Here is an 18,667-nt window from a genome sequence, read left to right on the forward strand (position 1 = left end):
TCCCTGTTCTGGCTTTGCAGTGCGATTCGCATTCTGCAAAGTCAGCTTTTTATTGCAAGCCCCTTGCTAAAAACCCACCGAAAAAAACAGTTAAAAACACAATAACACACTATTAATTAGATACTTAACAAATATGGAATAGTTCGTGCTTTAACAAGGTATCGAACGATTAATCATTGCATTTTATGAGGTACGGTATGGACGCTCATCAATCAGTAAACACTCAAACCCAGTCGCAGGCATCAGACTCAACCTTATTGTCAGTCCGCGCTTTTGATTGCTTTATGGCGATAATATTACTGGTTTTAATGCTACCAATAATGGTGTTTAAAACCTTAATACTTGCCTGCTCAAAGCAAGCTATTTTTGATGCTATCTACATTCATGTATCAGATCGCCAAGTTGCGCTGTATCAATTTAGCCAAGGGCGCTTTTCAAGACTGCCGTTTTTATTGGGGATCATTAAAGGCGATATTGGTTTTTTAGGCAGTGCCTTTGAGTATTGCGTGTTTGAGCCAAGTTCAACCAATAGCCGCCCTGGTGTTTTTTCCATTGAAAAAATGCAGCGCAATATGGGGATTGAACATATCAATAATGCAGCCCCTGAATTTAGCAGCTTATTTCATTACCTAATTAACCTAAGTAAGTGCCTAATTTGCCGTTTAATTGTTGTCTCTACTGAGCTGAATTACCCTGAGCAATTCAACTTACTTGGAGTCAATATTGATAATAATAAAATGGCTGACAGTGTTGAAAAACTGGTTAAAGCAGCGCAGCACTCTGTGGGCGATGAAACCCAACATTTTGCCTTTGTAAATGCAGACTGCTTGAACATTGCCTCAACAGACAGCTCTTATAAAAATATTCTCAATCAATGCCAGCAAGTTTTTGCTGATGGTAGCGGTATTCGTATTGCTTGCCAGCTACACGGTATCGGCCTTAAAGACAATGTGAATGGTACTGATATGCTGCCGTTACTGTGTCAACGCGCCAGTGAGCAAGGGATAAAACTGTTTTTCCTGGGGGCAACTGCTGGCACCACTGAAGAGGCGGCAACCAACCTTAAACAGCAGTACCCTGATTTACAGATAGTGGGCTGTCATCATGGTTATTTAAATGAAAGCAACCAACAAGAGGTGATTGAGCAAATCAATCAATCAGGGGCGCAGCTACTACTCGTCGGCATGGGGGCGTCAAAGCAAGAACATTGGATTGAGCAACATAAATATCAATTAAAGGTGGGCGCAGCCGTTGGGGTTGGTGGACTGTTTGATTACTTCGCCAATAATGTTTCTCGTGCACCTATTGCTGTCAGACAAGTAGGAATGGAATGGATATGGCGCTTAGCACAAGAGCCACAACGCATGTGGAAACGCTACGTGGTGGGTAACCCGCTATTTTTAGCGCGAGTGTTAAAGCAAAAACAACAGCTAAATTTGGGCTCAGCCACCAGCCAAGCTAAGGCTCAGCCGCTATCAGCTATTTCAAATCACAACCGTCATTGGTACTTCTTTAAAATCAAATGTGGCCAATTTGCAAAACGCACATTCGATATTGTTGCTGCTAGCATTTTGCTAATTTTATTAGCGCCATTATTTGCGTTAACCGCATTAAGTATCCGAATTGAGTCGAAAGGGGCGATCTTTTTTTCACAAACACGCAGTGGCAAAAATAACCAAGCATTCACCATGTGGAAGTTTCGCTCAATGTATATTGATGCCGAGCAAAGGTTAGAAAAAATCAAACAAAACAATGAAATGCAAGGTGGCGTCATTTTCAAAATGAAGCAAGATCCGCGTATTACCACCATAGGAAAACTTATCCGCAAAGCTTCAATCGATGAGTTACCACAACTTTGGAACGTGTTAATTGGTGATATGTCACTAGTTGGCCCAAGACCTGCACTACCTAATGAAGTAAGCCAATATCAGTTAAGCGACCGTCGCAGATTAGGGGTAAAACCTGGCATCACCTGCATTTGGCAAGTTAGCGGACGCTCAGATATTCCTTTTGATAAGCAAGTAGAACTGGACATTGATTACATCTACAAACAATCGCTTAAAGAAGATATCACACTGTTATTAAAAACTATTCCAGCTGTACTTTTGGCGCGTGGCGCCTACTAGGAGACCTTATGCAAGCTATCGTATTTGCCAACCGCAATGGAAATGAATTAGCGCCGCTAAACCAGCAATATTGCCCAGCGCTATTACCGCTAGCAAACAAGCCTCTAGTGGAGTACACCCTAGAAGATTTAGCGGATGCAGGCATAAGCCAAGTCAAAATGGTGATTTGCGCTGATGCAGAACAACTGGAAGCCCAAATTGGTAATGGCCAGCAATGGGGTTTGAATATTGAGTATTTTTTAAGTAAGCCACAAGAAGCAGTTAATAGCGTGCTTGCCAGAATGCATATCGATAACACCACCCAGGCATTAGTGGTTCGAGGCGATATATTAAGAAGCCCTTGCCTAGAGCGTTTTGTGGCATTTTCCAGCATGGTACCCACCAAATTTGTTCACGCAACAATGGAGCAGCGTAACCCTGGAATGATGATGCTACCCGCTGGCTGGAAACACAATCAATTGCTTAACTGGCCACTGCAAACCACAGCGGTAGATCATGATGATAGTATCGCCCAAGTGCTTCATGGTCAGTGCTTTTATTTAGACAGCTTATCAGGCTATGTGGCAGCCACTGAATTTGTGATTTGTAGCAAAATATTTAGCAGTAAAGGTCGCAAACACCAAACAGGCTCAAGCAACCAAAGCCTTATGGTTGAAGCCCAATGCGAGCTGCCGCAATTAGATAGCGCCGAGGTGTATGGCGCAATTGGTGAATACACCAAAGTGTCTCATAAAGCTCAATTAACTGATGCGGTGGTGGTGGGAAAATACTGCTTTATTGAAGATAGCCAGATCCAAAACAGTATTATTTTGCCTAATACCTATGTTGGGCCGCAATTATCGGTTAACAATAAAATCATTTCCCAAGACTTGATGATAGACCCACAAACCAGCAGTTGGAGCAAAATTGAAGATCAAAGTTTAATCGCCACATCGACCCAAAGCGCCAGTAATTACCACACGCTAATGCAGCGTGGACTAATGATGATGTTTTATATCTTACTGTCACCACTATTACTGACCTTATTTGTGGGCGCATTGATCATCAAGCCCAATAAACCACTGCTGACTGAAACCGTGATTAACAACCACAATAAAGCCGTTAAAGCGCACAAGTTTAATTTTAACAACAAGTTTTTTTCACTACTGCCACAACTTTGGTTAGCAGCCAAAGGCGATTTAGCCCTATTTGGCGCATCCAGTAAACATAAGCATTTGCATGACAGCAACACCACTTATGGCGTCTATGGTCCGGTGCAATTGAACTTTGACCAGCACACCCCTGATGAAGAAATACAAATGGTTGAAATGGAATTTGCCCAAGCGCAAAAGCCACTTTACCTAGCAAACATATTGCAGCAAAAGTTTCACAGCAAACAAGCTGACATCATCATTAAAAGCTAAATTGATTTTAAATTAGAGATTGCAGCTAATTACTGATTAAAAAGGATATTCATTATGAAAACCATCATTACATACGGTACATTTGATTTATTCCACTTTGGCCATGTGAGATTATTTCAGCGCCTAAGCAAAATGTGCGATCAACTGATTGTTGGGGTTTCTACCGATGAATTTAATGCCCTAAAAGGCAAGGCAGCTTTCTTTAGCTACCAGCAACGGGTAGAAATTGTGGCGGCTTGTAAATATGTATCAAAGGTCATTCCTGAGCATAACTGGCAGCAAAAATCAGCTGATGTTAGCCGTTTTGATGTTGATATTTTTGCCATCGGCGATGATTGGCAAGGTGAATTTGATTTCTTAAAAAGCCAGTGCGAAGTCATGTACCTCACCCGTACCGACGATATTTCAACCACTGAGATTAAAAATAACCTCGCGGTTAAATCTGTTAAAGCGGCCTAAGCTTATTAGCAGTTTAGTGCTAAACTTTGTATTTAAAGGAATTTACAGTCAAGGAGACATTGCATGAGCCAATTTATTGCCAATAGCATCAAATATGTCATGACTCAAAGCGTATATTTTTTATCTGGCTTAACGCCAAGAACGCGCAAAGCAGTGATGGGGTGTTATAAAAATAAATTTGCCGATAATAGCAAATACCTGTTTTTACATTGGCAGCGCACAAAAACGATCCGCGCGATTTGGATAAGTGGCGATGGCGATGTTATCAGCGCATTAAACCAACAAGGCTATGAGGCGTATCACCGCTGGAGCGCCAAAGGGATTTATCATGCGTTAACCGCTGAGTTTTATTTCTATACTAGTTATATTGGTGATATTAATCAGTATTTTGCTAAAGGTGCCACCAAGGTTAATTTATGGCATGGCTCGCCGCTAAAACGTATTGAGTATGATATTAACAACGGCCCCTTATTAACGATTTATCACCCTAAAAGCCTGAGCGAAAAGCTTAACTCTGCAAGTTTATACCACCAGCAAAAAGTAAAGCCTGATCATATGATTGCCCCCAGTGATTTAGTGGCCAACCTTTTTGCCAGCGCCTTTAACATCAACCTTAACCAAATGCTCAATTGCGGTAATCCGCGCACTGATTATTACAGCCACTACCCCGAATCAAATTCCTTAGCTGATGAACTTAAGCAAATTAATCACGCTGACAGTATTATTCTTTATGCCCCGTCATGGCGTGACGCCTCTGCCCTTGCTGAAAAACAATCGAATCCTTATTTGCAAGCATTTGATTTTGAGTTGTTATCGGCTTATTTAGTTGCTAATAAGCAGCTATTTTTATTACGGCTTCACCCTAATGAAGCCCAACTTGGCAATGATATATCCAATTACCCTAACATTATTAATATCAGTGATTGGCAAGATACCTATGAAATTATTAATGAGGTTGATCTATTAATTACCGATTATTCGTCTTTGTATATCGATATGCTGCAAAGCCAAGCGGATATTGTGTTTTATCAATTTGATCAGCAGCAATATAGTACTGACAGCCGCCAATGCTATGACTATGCAGCGTCTATTCCTGCTGCGGGTAGGGTGATAACTGAATTTAGCCAACTTATGGCTTACCTTGCTACGTCGTTGGATAAAAACGATGCTAGTCAGCAAGCTGAGCATAAAAAAAATAGAGCTGAGTTATCTCAGCTCTATTGGCAATATCAACATATCAATGTGTTTGATTGTTTGGATGAATTTGTTAAGGCTAAATAAAACCCCATCAATGACTTACTAACAAGCGACTAGCGAAGCAGTGACAGTAAATCATCTGCATTACCTGTCCACTGGCTTTTAGCGCTGCCTGCAAGAATGCTATCAGCTAGGCTTTGTTTGTGCTGCTGCATCTCTTGAATTTTTTCTTCTACCGTCCCTTGGGCAATCAGTTTATACACAAATACAGGGTTGAGCTGACCGATACGGTGCGCCCTATCTGTGGCTTGCTTTTCGGCAGCCGGGTTCCACCATGGGTCAAAATGGATCACGGTATCGGCGGCGGTTAAATTAAGCCCTGTGCCGCCCGCTTTTAGGCTAATCAAAAACACCGGAATTTCACCTTCTTGGAAGGCGTCAATTTCAACCTGACGGTTACGGGTTTGCCCTGTAAGCTTGCTATAGCTTATGCCTAAATCAATCAACTCTTGCTCAATTAGCGCCAACATACCGGTAAACTGGCTGAAAATAAGGATTTTACGGCCCTCTTCAACCATCTCGGGTACATTTTCAGTCAACCAAGTGAGTTTGGCGTTATCTTTGACGTACTGCGCTTGCTCTAGCTTCACTAAGCGTGGGTCACAACAGGCTTGGCGTAGTTTAAGCAATGCATCTAAAAACTCAATGTGACTGCTTGATACACCTTGTTTAGCAAACAATTCACGTAATTTTTTCTCCATCACTAAACGGATACTTTCATATAAATTACGCTGATCTTTTTCTAACTCTAAGGTTTGAATGATTATGGTTTTTTCTGGTAGCTCCGACATTACTTCGCTTTTGGTGCGGCGCAGTAAAAACGGCGCAATACGATTGAGCAATATCGCCGATTTTTCAGTATCAGCTTGCTTTTCAATCGGGCCTCTAAATTCTTTATTAAAGTAATTATGCTGACCTAATAATCCCGGTAAACAAAAATCCATTAGTGATTTTAACTCGCCTAAATGGTTTTCAAGTGGCGTACCTGATAAGCATAATCTAAATTGGCCTTTGAAGGTTTTAAGCGCTTGAGTGACTTTTGCTTGGGCATTTTTAATCTGCTGTGCTTCATCTAAAATAATATGCTCAAAGCTGTATTCGCTATAGAACAATTCATCACGCAAGATCAAAGGATAAGTGGTCACAATCACATCGTAATCTGCAATCTGCTCAAGTAATGCCTGACGTTTACTGCCGTGTACCACCAGCACTTTTAAACTTGGGGTAAACTTTTGTGCTTCTTTAAACCAGTTGCCCACTAAACTGGTGGGACAAACAATTAAACTGGGCCTAAATGCCTGTGGATTAACTGCGCTGCTTTGTTGCTTTGATTGTTTCGCTTTAAGTAAAAAAGCGAGCGTTTGCAGGGTTTTACCTAGCCCCATATCATCTGCAAGAATACCGCCTAATTGGTATTCTTTTAAGAAACACAGCCAGTCATAACCTTGCTTTTGATAGTCACGTAAGGTGGCATTAAGCCCTTCTGGCAGCGGCGCTGACTCTATGCCTTTAAACTCGGTAAGTTTATTGGCTAACTGTCTAACGCGCTCACCATTAAGTAACCGAATATCGCTTTCTGATAACTCATTCAATAAGTCAGCCCGATTGCGAGGGACTTCTAGTTGGTCGCCACCACCACGCTGGAATAACTCTTGGATAACCGAAATAAGCGGTTTAATGGTTTTGGCTTTAATCTTCACAAAGCGGCCATTAGGCCCTGGCAGAATGAGCTCCTGCTCGTCATCTGGCTCGCCATTTTGCTGCAGCCAACGGGCAACTAAACTTAATAAAGGTACACTTTGGCCATCAATATCAGCATTAAGTGACAGTGAGAACCAGCCGCTGTCTTCATCATCGTCAAGGTCAACTTCAATGTCGGCTTCAACAATATTAAGGTCAAACTCTAGGGCAAACTCTACGTTATAGCCTAAGTCTTCTAAGGTCATCACCCCAAAGGTGGTGAGCTGGGCCCACTCATTCACCATATCAGGCATTAAGCCTAAACTGTAAAAGCTACTGGCATGATTATAAGTCAGCAGGCTGTTATCAATAAGTTGCAATTGCAAGCTTTGTAGTATCTGCACCACTTGCGCTTCTTGCTCAGGATCACGATGAATTTGATACTGGACTTTACCTTGCTTAATCAAGGTGATTTTTTCGCGAGCTAATTTGCCTGACAACAGCATATCGCCATAGCCAAACTGCAGCTGTAATACCGGCTGCATAACTGCGCTGTCGCTTAATTGCACCATGGTAAAAGTCAGCTTTGCGACTAATGGCTGCTCAATTTCATAAAATTCAATTTCACTGGGTACAGGGACACTTTTAGGGGAAAAGTGACGCAACATTTTATCGCTGATATCGTCGACTTTATCTAATGGCACTGGCGGCATTTGTTGCAATAGCTTTAATTTTTCAACGCTTAAGTCAGTATCCAAATGACCAATCTTTAGATAGTCTAAATCCATAAACATCGGTGGATTGGTGGCAATAAACTCCCAGTTTTCAAGCTCAGGCATGGTCATACTGATTTGCGTATGACGGGTATCAGTTTCTTGCCAAATAAAGTCTGGGGTTAATGCGCGGGTCATCTGAATTGGGGTGCGGCTTTCTTCCCAAAAGCAACTGCCAAGTTGGATCATCTTATTTAATGCCAGTGCGCAAATTTCACCTTCAAGATAGATTTTTGAGGCACTTTTTGAAGACGATAATAATAAGCTGATGATTTGGCTATCTTCAGCGTTAATCCACCATGGAAGATGATACTTCACATCATTTAACGCAACTTTACTGCCTTTGTTGTACTGCAGTTTTTTGTTTAATTTACTGCGTTTAAACTCAACAAAAATACCATGATGATCGCTTGATAACACAAAGATTATCCGTTCTTTATCTTCATCATCTTCGGTCTGTGTGAGGGTATCTTGCTTATCTAATTGTAAAATCCATTGGCTAAGACGCTGCTCTTCAACTGGCTTTTTATCCACTAACGCCAGTAACGCTGCGGCAACGTGCTTACAATTGCTAGCAACAGGGCAAGTACAATGAGATTTCATCACGATTTTATGATTGACATTGACCAAGCTGATGTCTTGACGATAAGGCTCGGTGGCGGTTCCTACCACATAGGATTCAACATTGTGGTTATCTTGACTGGCGTGAACGTCGAGTACCCGCCCTTCAATCAAATAATTCTGCGCCTTTTGCAGTTGAGTAGATGAAAATAGCTTAGCAACAAGTTCTAAGGTAATTTTTATTGGAAGATTAAACAATTTGGCAGACATGCATTATTCCATACGAGCAGTAGCAAAAGATGGCTACACAACAACGAGCGTAACCATCCATTCTATGGAAGATGCCTGTAAAATTCTACCGTGACATGCGCTTTAATTATTTTTTTTAAGGCTAATATCATAGAGTGCGTAAGCTAATTGATGCTAGCCTTGCAACTAGCCTTGTAATAAGTGCTCTTCAATGGCTTCAATTGCACGGGGTTTTCCTACCACCATCACAATGTCACGGCGCTCAAACACCCAATCATCCGGCGGTGGACTTATCTCCTCACCTTTACGTCTAACAGCTCGTGCTTCAACACTAAACTGCGACCAGTCAATATCGGTGAGTTTCTTGCCGATAGCATCTGCACCTGTATCTAACGCCACAGCATGCAGCAGTTCCAAGGTAAAGTCGGTTTCGGCGCCAGTGAAAAAACCATGTAAATATTGGTAGTGATTACGGCGCTCAGACTCTAAACGTTTAATAATTCTTGGTAGCGGCACGCCACATTTATACAGCACTTGCGACACCAGCATTAAACTGCCTTCGAGCTTTTCTGGAATAACTTGAGTGGCGCCAGCTTCTGTTAAATTTTCTAATTCAGCATCATCTGTAGTGCGAACAATAATTTTAGTTTCAGGGGCTAATTTACGTGATAATGCTAAGCAGTCTTCAACTTGCCTTGACTCACCAAAGGTGATCACCACCATGCTGGCTCGGCGAATACCAATTTGCTTTAACAAGCCCATTTTACAGGCATCACCAAAATAGACCGGCTCGCCTGCAGCGCGGGCTTCAGAAACACGTTTGGGATCTAAGTCCAGCACCACAAATGGCACCGCTTCGGTTTTTAAAAAACGCGCAATGGTTTGCCCTACACGGCCATAACCTAATATTAATACCAAGTCGCCATCATCAGGGCTGGGTAAAATGAATTCTTCATCCATTTGATCTTTACTATTGGTTTTACCCTCAATTTTTGCCGCAATATCAACACAATGCCTGACTAACCAAGGTGCGATGGACATGGATAACACCGCCACCATCACTAAAATGGTACTCATTTGAGTTTCTAATAGCTGATAATTAACCGCCAAGGCTAATACCACAAAACTGAATTCGCCCACTTGAGCCAAACTGATAGCCGTACTTAATGCCACTTTAAATTGCTCGCCCCCAAGCTTTAATAAACCAAACACCACTAAGATTTTGGTCATTAACACTGCAATGAGGATTAATAAAATTTGCCACCAAAACTCAACAACAATAGCAAAATTTAATAGCATACCAATGGAGATAAAAAACAGTCCCATCAGTAAATCTCTAAATGGTCTAATATCCGCTTCTAACTGACGTCGATACTGACTTTCCCCTAACAGCATCCCCGCTATAAAGGCACCTAACGCCATGGATAATCCCAGCCACTGGGTAAACGCCCCAGTAACTAACACCACCACTAAGGTTGATAATACAAACAATTCGTTAGAGCGAGAGCGGGCTACTTCATCAAAAATACGCGGTAAAATCCATTTACCAAATGACATCAATGCTAAAAAGGCCAAAATACCAGTGAACAGCCCCCAAGCGATTTCAACAGCGCCCATGGCTTCACTGCTAGGAGATAACAAAGGTAATACAATCAGTAGCGGTACCACGGCAATATCTTGAAATAACAGCACACTGACAGAGAGCTCGCCATGTCGGCGACGCATCCAGCCTTGATCATTAACCAGTTTTAGCACAATCGCCGTTGATGATAGCGCCACAGCAGAGCCAATCACCACCGCAGCAACCATATTTTGACCGAATAAGTAGGCGACTAAACCGGCAATTAATGCGGTGAATGTCACCTGAGCACTGCCTAAACCGAATACTGTGCGGCGCATAGACCAGAGCTTAGGAACCGAAAACTCTAACCCTAGGCTAAACATCAGCAGCACCACACCCAATTCTGCCACTGAATGCATTTGCGCTTGAGTAAACCAATGAAAGCCACTAGGCCCGCTGAAAACCCCGGTTAGCAGATAAGCTAAGATTGGCGGTAACCCAACTCGGCGTAACAAAGAAATTGCCACAATCGCAATGACTAGCATTGAGAGAATATGGATGAAAATACTGTGCTCCATAAAGGCATGTTCTCCGAGTCAATAAAATAACGATTAGATAAACAGTCTATTAACAAAGTGGCAAATTAACAATAACCTTATGAAAATGGTAAACAAAAAATAACAGGCATAGTTATTGCTTAATAAATTTATCAAACGAATAACAATTAGAAACTTGAAATCATCATTGGGATAATAGCTATGGACTACGCAGTAACGTCACAACCATACCCGAAGTTAACTATAAGTAAATCAGAAGCTTATTATAAAATAACCGATGAAGAACCTAGGCTTAATTTACTGGCAGTATTACAGCAATTACACTCAAATTTAGACCCTGAAAGCGTTTTTGCCCGCTATGGCAAAAGCATCGGACAAGTTTTGCCGATCCGCGGCATCCAGCTTAATCACCAATTAAAACTGAATTGGGGTCGTTGCCAGGGACTCAGTATTCAGCGAGTGATCACCGGTTTTGGTGAGCCCTATAGCATTAAATATTACTTATCTACGCCACTGACACCAAGTCAAACAAGATTGTTAAACACCTTAGAAGAACTGTTCAATCAGCCATTACATAATGCCTACCAATATGCGCAGATGTCGAACCAAGCGATGTTTGATGCCCTGACTGGGCTAGGTAATCGCTATTATTATCGGCAAAGTATTAAGAGTGCACTGGCAAGAGCTAACCGAAAACAAGCTGATATTTCTCTGATTGTGCTGGACTTAGATAACTTTAAAAACCTCAATGATCAACATGGTCATAAACTGGGGGATACGGTATTAAAAGAGTTTGCTGATTTATTAAATGATGCTATCCGCAATACTGACCAAGCATTTCGAATTGGTGGTGATGAATTTATAATTATAGCCCAAGGAAAAGAACATACGATGACACCTTTGTGTGAACGTATTATTGCGGCAATAAATAGCCACCCATTAACCAGTGCATTTAAGGTGCAATGCAGTATTGGGGTGGCTGAGTTTTTACCACCACAAACCCAAGACAAACTTTATGAAACTGCAGATATGGCGTTGTATGCAGCAAAAGCCGCGGGTAAAAACGGCTTTAAATTAAGTATGCAAACAAACGCCTAACTCGTTATGGCTGGCAAGATAGCGTTTATCAACCCAAAAACCAATGGCGGCAACTAAGGTGTCATTGTAAAAAATAAGCGGTATTTTATGCCTTTGCCAAGGTGGCACGGCTAGCTCCTGCCAAACTTTTTTAAGCTCACGGCCTTTATCACGAAAATGCGGCTGACAGCGAATACTGCCTTTGGCGCCAAATGAGATAGTCACTTGCTCCGTTGTCGCTAACCTTAGTCTTACTCCCGTTTGCGTTAAACCAATAGCGCAGTCAGCTAGCTGATTCATCTGCACGGTTAAACTCAATTGCTTGCCAGTACACAATGACTGAATATTGCCAATCAACTCAACATCATCTGGCTTTTCATTACTAACAGGCACCACAAATGCCTTGCCAGCAAAACGCTTTATTGAGTAATCACCACAAAAAATATCCACCTTGGCATCATCAGCGGCATAGATCAGCTGCTGTAAAATTTGTTCCAGCTGCGATTGAGACGGCAAATTAAACCCTAAAGATTGAATAAAGCCCCGCAGCAACAGGGCTTGCCATTGAGGTGTTTGGTCTGACAATTGCTGTAATTTAAAAGCGGGCAACTCAAATGGTGTTGCTGTATCAAGCCATGCGGGTAAGCGCGTATCAACTTCATCTTCAATCACTTGCTGCTGCTCAGCGCATAATTTAGCACTGCGTGATGCGGTGGTGGCAATACTTGGCCAGCGAGCTTTTAATCTCGGAATGATGTCATGGCGCAGAAAGTTACGGTCAAATTGCTCATCTTGATTACTTTCATCTTCAATGTGCTTAAGTTGGTTATCACTGGCAAAAGCTTCAATTTGCTGGCGAGTAACATCAAGTAACGGCCTAACAATCCAACTTTGATGATTAAATGGCTGCATGGCGCCCATGGCCGCTAAGCCCTTGGGCCCTTGACCACGTTTGAGGGCTAACAGTAAGGTTTCCAGTTGATCATCTTGATGATGGGCGGTGAGTAATATATCGCCTTGGTTAAGGTATTTTTTGAAAACGTTATAGCGGGCATCTCTGGCGAGCGCCTCTAAACTTTGCCGCGCAGCTTTATTAATCGCTACACGTTCTATCTGAATGGGTAACTGATAGTGCTTAGCCTGAGTGAGACAATGATTGACCCAATGCTCTGCATTGTCACTAAGCCCATGATGAACATGGACTAATAAGCAAGGGATATTAGGGTGCTGCTGGGCAAACTGGCTTAAACCATAGGCAAGGCATTCAGAATCAACCCCGCCGCTGTAAGCTAATACTAACTTAGCCTGAGGCTGTGCGTTTAATAGCACTAGCGCATGCGCTTGTATCGCTTTGCAAATATCTACGCTCAATGGATGCCTCTATTGCCCAAATGGCTCAGCAATGTGAGCCCGAAACCAAAGCCAGTTTGCTAAATTAATTAAACACGATTTTGACGTTTTTAGAGCCCACTAGACTTTCAATTGCCAGCATCAGTTCATCGGTTGGATTCACCCGCCATTCATCACCAAGGCGTAATTGGCCTGCTGCTTGTTGCTGCTGATAATTAATGATAACCGGCACACTGCCGTTTTTCCATGGCGTTAATGCTTGCTCAAATTGCTCAAGCCAAGTTTGATTGATGTCATCAGCAGTAATGTTTATTTCCACTGCATTGGCAAAGTGGCTACGAGCCTCACCAATTTCAATGATGTTGCGGGCAGTCATGCGATTGCCACCAGCAAAATCATCAAAGCTGACCTCACCTTCACAGATCAAAATTTTATCTTTTTCAAGCAAGTGATTAAACTTTTCAAACGCTTCAGTAAATAGCATCACTTCTAAGCGTGAGCTTTTATCATCTAACGTCACCAGCCCCATTTTTGAGCCACGTTTGGTTACCATCACTCGAGTGGCAATAACTAGCCCCGCGGCCTTCATGGTTTTACCGCGGTCAGTCGGATGGACGTCTTTTAAACGCCCTGAAGTGTACTGCTTCAGCTCTTTTAAGTATTGATTTATCGGATGACCTGTAAGGTATAAACCTAAAGTATCACGCTCACCTTCAAGCCAAACTTTATCAGGCCAAGGAGTACATTCAACAAAGTTTTGTTTATTGTCTTCTGGTTCAGAGTTAAGTAGGCCAAACATATCGTTTTGGCCAATAGCTTCAGCTTTGGCATGCTGGGCCGCGGCCAAAATCGCTTCTGGTAAGGTGGCAATCATCGCCGCGCGGTGCGGACCTAAACTGTCTAATGCACCGGCGCAAATCAGTTTTTCGATGACGCGTTTATTGAGCTTTTTAAGATCAATTCGGGCGCAGAAATCAAATAAATCAATAAATGGTCCGTCTTTTCGGGCATTGAGAATCGATTCCACTGGGCCATCACCAACCCCTTTAATCGCACCGATCCCGTAGACAATGTTAAGCTCGTCATCAACGGTAAATTTGAATAAGCCTTTATTCACATCCGGTGGAATAAGCGGTATGCCCATGCGTTCACATTCATCGACTAAGATAACGATTTTATCTGTGTTATCCATATCTGCTGACATTACCGCCGCCATAAACTCGGCAGGGTAATGGGTTTTAAGCCATAGGGTCTGATAGGAAACCAGTGCATAGGCAGCTGAGTGAGATTTGTTAAAACCATAACCGGCGAATTTTTCAACCAAGTCGAAGATCTTCATCGACAGGTCGCCATCAACACCGTTATTGATAGCCCCTTCTTTGAAAGTACCACGCTGTTTGGCCATTTCTTCAGGTTTTTTCTTACCCATTGCACGGCGTAACATATCCGCGCCACCTAGGGTGTAGCCTGCTAGCACCTGCGCAATCTGCATCACTTGTTCTTGATACAAAATAATGCCGTAGGTTGGCTCTAACAGCTCTTTTAATGACTCATGTTGATATTCTGCATCAGGATAAGAGACCGCTTCACGGCCATGCTTACGCTCAATAAAGTTATCTACCATGCCTGATTGCAATGGGCCTGGGCGAAACAGTGCCACAAGTGCAATCATGTCTTCAAAACAATCGGGTTGCAGACGTTTAATCAAATCTTTCATACCACGGGATTCTAACTGGAATACCGCTGTGGTTTCATAGCGCTGAAGTAATCTAAACGACTTAGGATCGGTTAAGTCAATGGCCTCAATCCTGACGGGCTCTTTGCCCTGCTTTGCTAGGCGCGGGTTAATCATTTGCAGCGCCCAATCAATAATGGTCAGGGTTCTTAAGCCTAAGAAATCAAACTTTACTAGCCCTGCGGTTTCTACATCATTTTTATCGAATTGCGTTACTGGGTTTAAGCCTTCAGCATCACAATAAAGGGGCGAGAAATCAGTGATAACTGTCGGTGAGATAACCACGCCACCAGCATGCTTACCGGCATTACGAGTAACACCTTCAAGTCGTCGACACATGTCAATCAGCTCACGGACATCTTCATCAGCGTTATACGCTTCTGGTAATGATGGCTCCACTTCAAAGGCTTTGGTCAGAGTCATCCCGGGCTCTGCAGGGATCATTTTTGTTAACCGTTCAACAAAACCATAGGGGTGACCGAGTGCACGGCCAACGTCCCGTACCACAGCTTTTGCCGCCATGGTACCAAAGGTAATAATTTGTGATACCGCATCTCGGCCATACAATTCAGCAACGTGATCGATAACTTCATCACGTCTATCCATACAGAAATCGACATCGAAATCAGGCATAGAGACACGTTCTGGGTTTAAGAAACGTTCAAACAGTAAGTCGTACTCTAGTGGGTCAAGATCGGTAATTTTTAGTGCATATGCCACTAATGAGCCCGCACCAGATCCACGACCCGGTCCAACAGGAATATCGTTATCCTTACCCCATTGAATAAACTCCATTACAATAAGGAAGTAACCAGGGAAGCCCATTTGGTTAATCACTTTTAGCTCAATATCTAGGCGTTCATCATACTCCGGACGCTTTTCTAAACGTACCTGTTCATCAGGGAATAAAAATTCCAGCCGCTCTTCTAGGCCTTTTTCCGACACTTCGACGAGAAAGTCTTCAATGGTCAAATCGCCCGTTGGGAAGTTAGGCAAGAAATATTCGTGTAAACGTATAGTCACATTACAGCGTTTGGCGATTTCCACACTGTTTGCCAGTGCTGATGGAATATCAGCAAATAACTCACACATTTCTTCTTCTGTGCGTAAGTATTGTTCTTTACTGTATTTTTTCGGTCTGCGAGGATCAGCTAAAGTAAAACCGTCATGGATCGCCACCCGTATTTCATGGGATTCAAAATCATCGGCCTTTAAAAAGACCACCTGATTGGTCGCCACAACAGGTAGATTGCGATCAGAAGCTAATTTTACCGCCATGTGCAGATAGCGTTCTTCATCAGCTCTGCCAGTTCGCAAAAGCTCTAAAAAGTAACGATCTTCAAAATGGGTTTGATAGAAATTTATCAGCTGATCAACTTGGGTTTGGTTACCTTTTAATAATGCCTTACCAACATCGCCTTCTTTCGCCCCAGAAATAATCAAAATGCCTTTATTAAACTTAATCAGCCACTCTTGATCGATAACCACTCGCCCATCTATTTGGCCACGTAAATAGGCCTCACTGATGAGCTGGGTTAAATTTTGATAACCGTCGTTATCTAAGGCGATGATAGTTAAGGCGCAAAACTCTTTTTCAAAACCTGGGACTTTCATCCAAAAATCAGCGCCAACAATCGGCTTGATCCCTGCCCCATGACAGCCACCATAAAACTTTACCAGACCACAAAAGTTATTTTGATCTGTTATCGCTAGCGCCCCCATTCCAAGCTCTTCGGCTTTGGCAATAATAGGTTTAACTTTTGCCACGCCATCTGACATGGAAAAATCACTGTGAACGCGAAGATGAACAAAACGAGGATCGGACATAGATTATAGTATCTTTGAAATGCGTGATTAAAAGGAAAAAACTGCTAGCCAGATTAACAAACTAACCCCAAATTTAATAGAACAGATTAGGGCTATCATCGCTAAATAAGCCGATTAAACAGCGCCAATGCCGTAGGCAATCCTTGGCGATGCTGTCTAATGCTATATTGTTATAACCAAAGCGGTTTAAGATTCAGATTTTGCCAGTACTGCCATGACTGGTTTAAAACTTTTGCGGTGTTCAGCTAATACCCCATGTTGTGCTAATGCTTCAAAATGGGCTTTAGTTGGGTAACCTTTATGATTGGCAAACCCATATTGTGGATATCTGGCATCAAGCTCAGCCATTTCCCTGTCGCGGGTTACCTTGGCAATAATCGATGCGGCGCTTATTGCTGCCACCAAGCCATCACCTTTGATAATGGCATGACTAACGATTCCAAACTCTGGACTACGATTCCCATCCACCAACACTCGCTCTGGGGTAATAGTTAAGCCTTGCACTGCCCGCTGCATAGCCAGCATGGTGGCATGGAGAATGTTAAGTTCATCAATCTCTAATGGGGATGCACGGCCGACACTAATGCATAAGGCTTTTTCACTGATTTCAGTAAATAGCAATTCACGGCGTTTTTCAGTTAATTTTTTTGAGTCATTTAAGCCTGATATCGGATTATTAGGGTCTAAAATAACTGCTGCGGTAACCACATCACCCACTAATGGGCCTCGGCCAACTTCATCAACACCCGCGACCACGCCGCGGCTAATGTATTCAACTTGTTCGGGGGTAATACCCTTTATTACTGCAGGAATACGACTCACAAATCACCTCTAAAATTGCCATAAAAAAACCTGCTTGAGCGAATAACATCACTCAATCAGGCTTTAAAAATTACTGATATTAATCGAGTAAGTTAATTACCGCGTCAGCAGCTCTATCGCTGGCATTGCAGCGTAAACTGCGATGAATTTGCTCAAACTCTTGCTTAAGCGGCGTAAAATCTGCATTTAACTGCTCAATCACTGCAGCTGAAATATTCTCAGGATTACACTCATCTTGAACAATTTCAGGAATAAGCTTTTTGCCCGCGAGCAAGTTTGGCAAAGAGTAATGCTCAACTAACATCATGCGTTTAGCAATTTTGTAAGTCAGCGCATTAACCCGATAAGACATCACCATAGGCCTTTTAACCAGCATGGCTTCAAGTGCTGCAGTGCCTGATGCTAGTAAAATAGCGTCAGCTGCGGCCATGACTTCCCTTGATTGCCCTTCAATTAAATCGATAACCAAATCTGGTGCATACAGCTCAAGGGCGGCAATAAACTGCTCCTTACGGGCCTTATTAACCAGTGGCGTGACAAACTTAATATCTGGATAAGCTTGCTTAACAATCAGCGCCGCTTTAATAAAAGGTTCAGCTAACTGTTTTAGCTCACCACCGCGAGATCCAGGCAAAATGGCTAAATATTCTGCATTAGGGTCTAAACCCAGCAGTTTACGGGCAGCTAACTTATCGCTTTCAAGCGGAATATCATCCGCTAAAGTATGACCGACAAAGGTACATGGCACCTGATGTTTGTCATAAAACGCTTTTTCAAAAGGTAATAACGACAACACCATATTGGTGGCTTTTTCGATTTTGAAAATACGTTTTGGACGCCAAGCCCAGACCGACGGACTCACATAATGGACCGTTTTTATGCCTTTATTTTTTAACTTGAGTTCAACCCCAAGGTTAAAATCTGGCGCATCAATACCAATAAAGCAATCAGGTTTTGCTGCACAAATTTGCTCAATCAAACTGGCGCGCACTTTAAGTAAACGCGGCAGCCTTGCTAACACTTCAACAATCCCCATAACGGCAAGCTCTTCAAACGAAAAAAAGCTCTCGAAACCAAGAGCCTCCATTTGAGGACCACCAATGCCAATAAAGCGCGCATCTGGGTAGTGATTTTGTAGCGACTTAATTAAGCCTGCGCCTAAAATATCGCCGGAGATTTCTCCGGCGACCATAGCAAATATACGAGGGGTATTATTTGTCATTATCAATA

General features: G+C 42.6%; 11 protein-coding genes. 5 read left to right on the top strand and 6 right to left on the bottom strand.

Annotated elements, in window-relative coordinates; translation table 11 throughout:
- The first annotated feature begins 197 nt into the window (after nucleotides 1-197).
- The 4 genes from BCU94_RS08760 to BCU94_RS08775 all read left to right on the top strand — a co-directional run bounded on the left by BCU94_RS08760 (nucleotide 198) and on the right by BCU94_RS08775 (nucleotide 5,269).
- Nucleotides 198-2,126 (top strand): WecB/TagA/CpsF family glycosyltransferase, encoded by a 1,929-nt coding sequence (locus BCU94_RS08760; protein WP_102476165.1) that lies wholly within the window; start codon nucleotides 198-200, stop codon nucleotides 2,124-2,126.
- 8 nt (nucleotides 2,127-2,134) lie between these two features.
- Complete coding sequence (locus tag BCU94_RS08765; RefSeq protein ID WP_102439636.1) at nucleotides 2,135-3,529, top strand: NDP-sugar synthase; 1,395 nt, start codon at nucleotides 2,135-2,137, stop codon at nucleotides 3,527-3,529.
- A 54-nt stretch (nucleotides 3,530-3,583) separates the two neighbouring features.
- On the top strand, nucleotides 3,584-3,988 hold the full coding sequence (gene tagD / locus BCU94_RS08770; protein ID WP_102476166.1) for a glycerol-3-phosphate cytidylyltransferase: 405 nt from the start codon (nucleotides 3,584-3,586) through the stop codon (nucleotides 3,986-3,988).
- Between the two features lie 63 nt (nucleotides 3,989-4,051).
- Nucleotides 4,052-5,269, top strand: a complete 1,218-nt coding sequence (locus BCU94_RS08775; RefSeq protein WP_241900947.1) for a CDP-glycerol glycerophosphotransferase family protein — start codon at nucleotides 4,052-4,054, stop codon at nucleotides 5,267-5,269.
- 29 nt (nucleotides 5,270-5,298) lie between these two features.
- Here the strand turns inward: BCU94_RS08775 and BCU94_RS08780 are convergent, their stop codons facing one another.
- The gene (locus BCU94_RS08780; protein WP_102476167.1) at nucleotides 5,299-8,529 is read right to left on the bottom strand and encodes a DEAD/DEAH box helicase; all 3,231 of its coding nucleotides are present in this window, start codon (nucleotides 8,527-8,529) and stop codon (nucleotides 5,299-5,301) included.
- Between the two features lie 165 nt (nucleotides 8,530-8,694).
- On the bottom strand, nucleotides 8,695-10,647 hold the full coding sequence (locus BCU94_RS08785; RefSeq protein ID WP_102439639.1) for a monovalent cation:proton antiporter-2 (CPA2) family protein: 1,953 nt from the start codon (nucleotides 10,645-10,647) through the stop codon (nucleotides 8,695-8,697).
- A 180-nt stretch (nucleotides 10,648-10,827) separates the two neighbouring features.
- Between BCU94_RS08785 and BCU94_RS08790 the strand changes: the two genes are divergently transcribed.
- Complete coding sequence (locus tag BCU94_RS08790; protein WP_102476168.1) at nucleotides 10,828-11,724, top strand: GGDEF domain-containing protein; 897 nt, start codon at nucleotides 10,828-10,830, stop codon at nucleotides 11,722-11,724.
- Here the strand turns inward: BCU94_RS08790 and tilS are convergent.
- From tilS to lpxB, 4 genes are all read right to left on the bottom strand, one after another.
- Complete coding sequence (tilS, locus tag BCU94_RS08795) at nucleotides 11,701-13,074, bottom strand: tRNA lysidine(34) synthetase TilS (protein ID WP_102476169.1); 1,374 nt, start codon at nucleotides 13,072-13,074, stop codon at nucleotides 11,701-11,703. The genes BCU94_RS08790 and tilS overlap by 24 nt on opposite strands.
- A 64-nt stretch (nucleotides 13,075-13,138) precedes the next feature.
- Nucleotides 13,139-16,615, bottom strand: a complete 3,477-nt coding sequence (gene dnaE / locus BCU94_RS08800; RefSeq protein ID WP_102476170.1) for a DNA polymerase III subunit alpha — start codon at nucleotides 16,613-16,615, stop codon at nucleotides 13,139-13,141.
- Nucleotides 16,616-16,801: 186 nt separating this feature from the next.
- Nucleotides 16,802-17,428, bottom strand: a complete 627-nt coding sequence (gene rnhB, locus BCU94_RS08805) for a ribonuclease HII (protein ID WP_241900949.1) — start codon at nucleotides 17,426-17,428, stop codon at nucleotides 16,802-16,804.
- A gap of 88 nt (nucleotides 17,429-17,516) precedes the next feature.
- Entirely contained in the window at nucleotides 17,517-18,659 is a 1,143-nt protein-coding gene (gene lpxB / locus BCU94_RS08810; protein ID WP_102476172.1) for a lipid-A-disaccharide synthase, read from the bottom strand.
- Between the last annotated feature and the right edge of the window lie 8 nt (nucleotides 18,660-18,667).

It is taken from the genome of Shewanella sp. 10N.286.52.C2 (assembly GCF_002874545.1).
Taxonomy (GTDB): Bacteria; Pseudomonadota; Gammaproteobacteria; order Enterobacterales; family Shewanellaceae; genus Shewanella.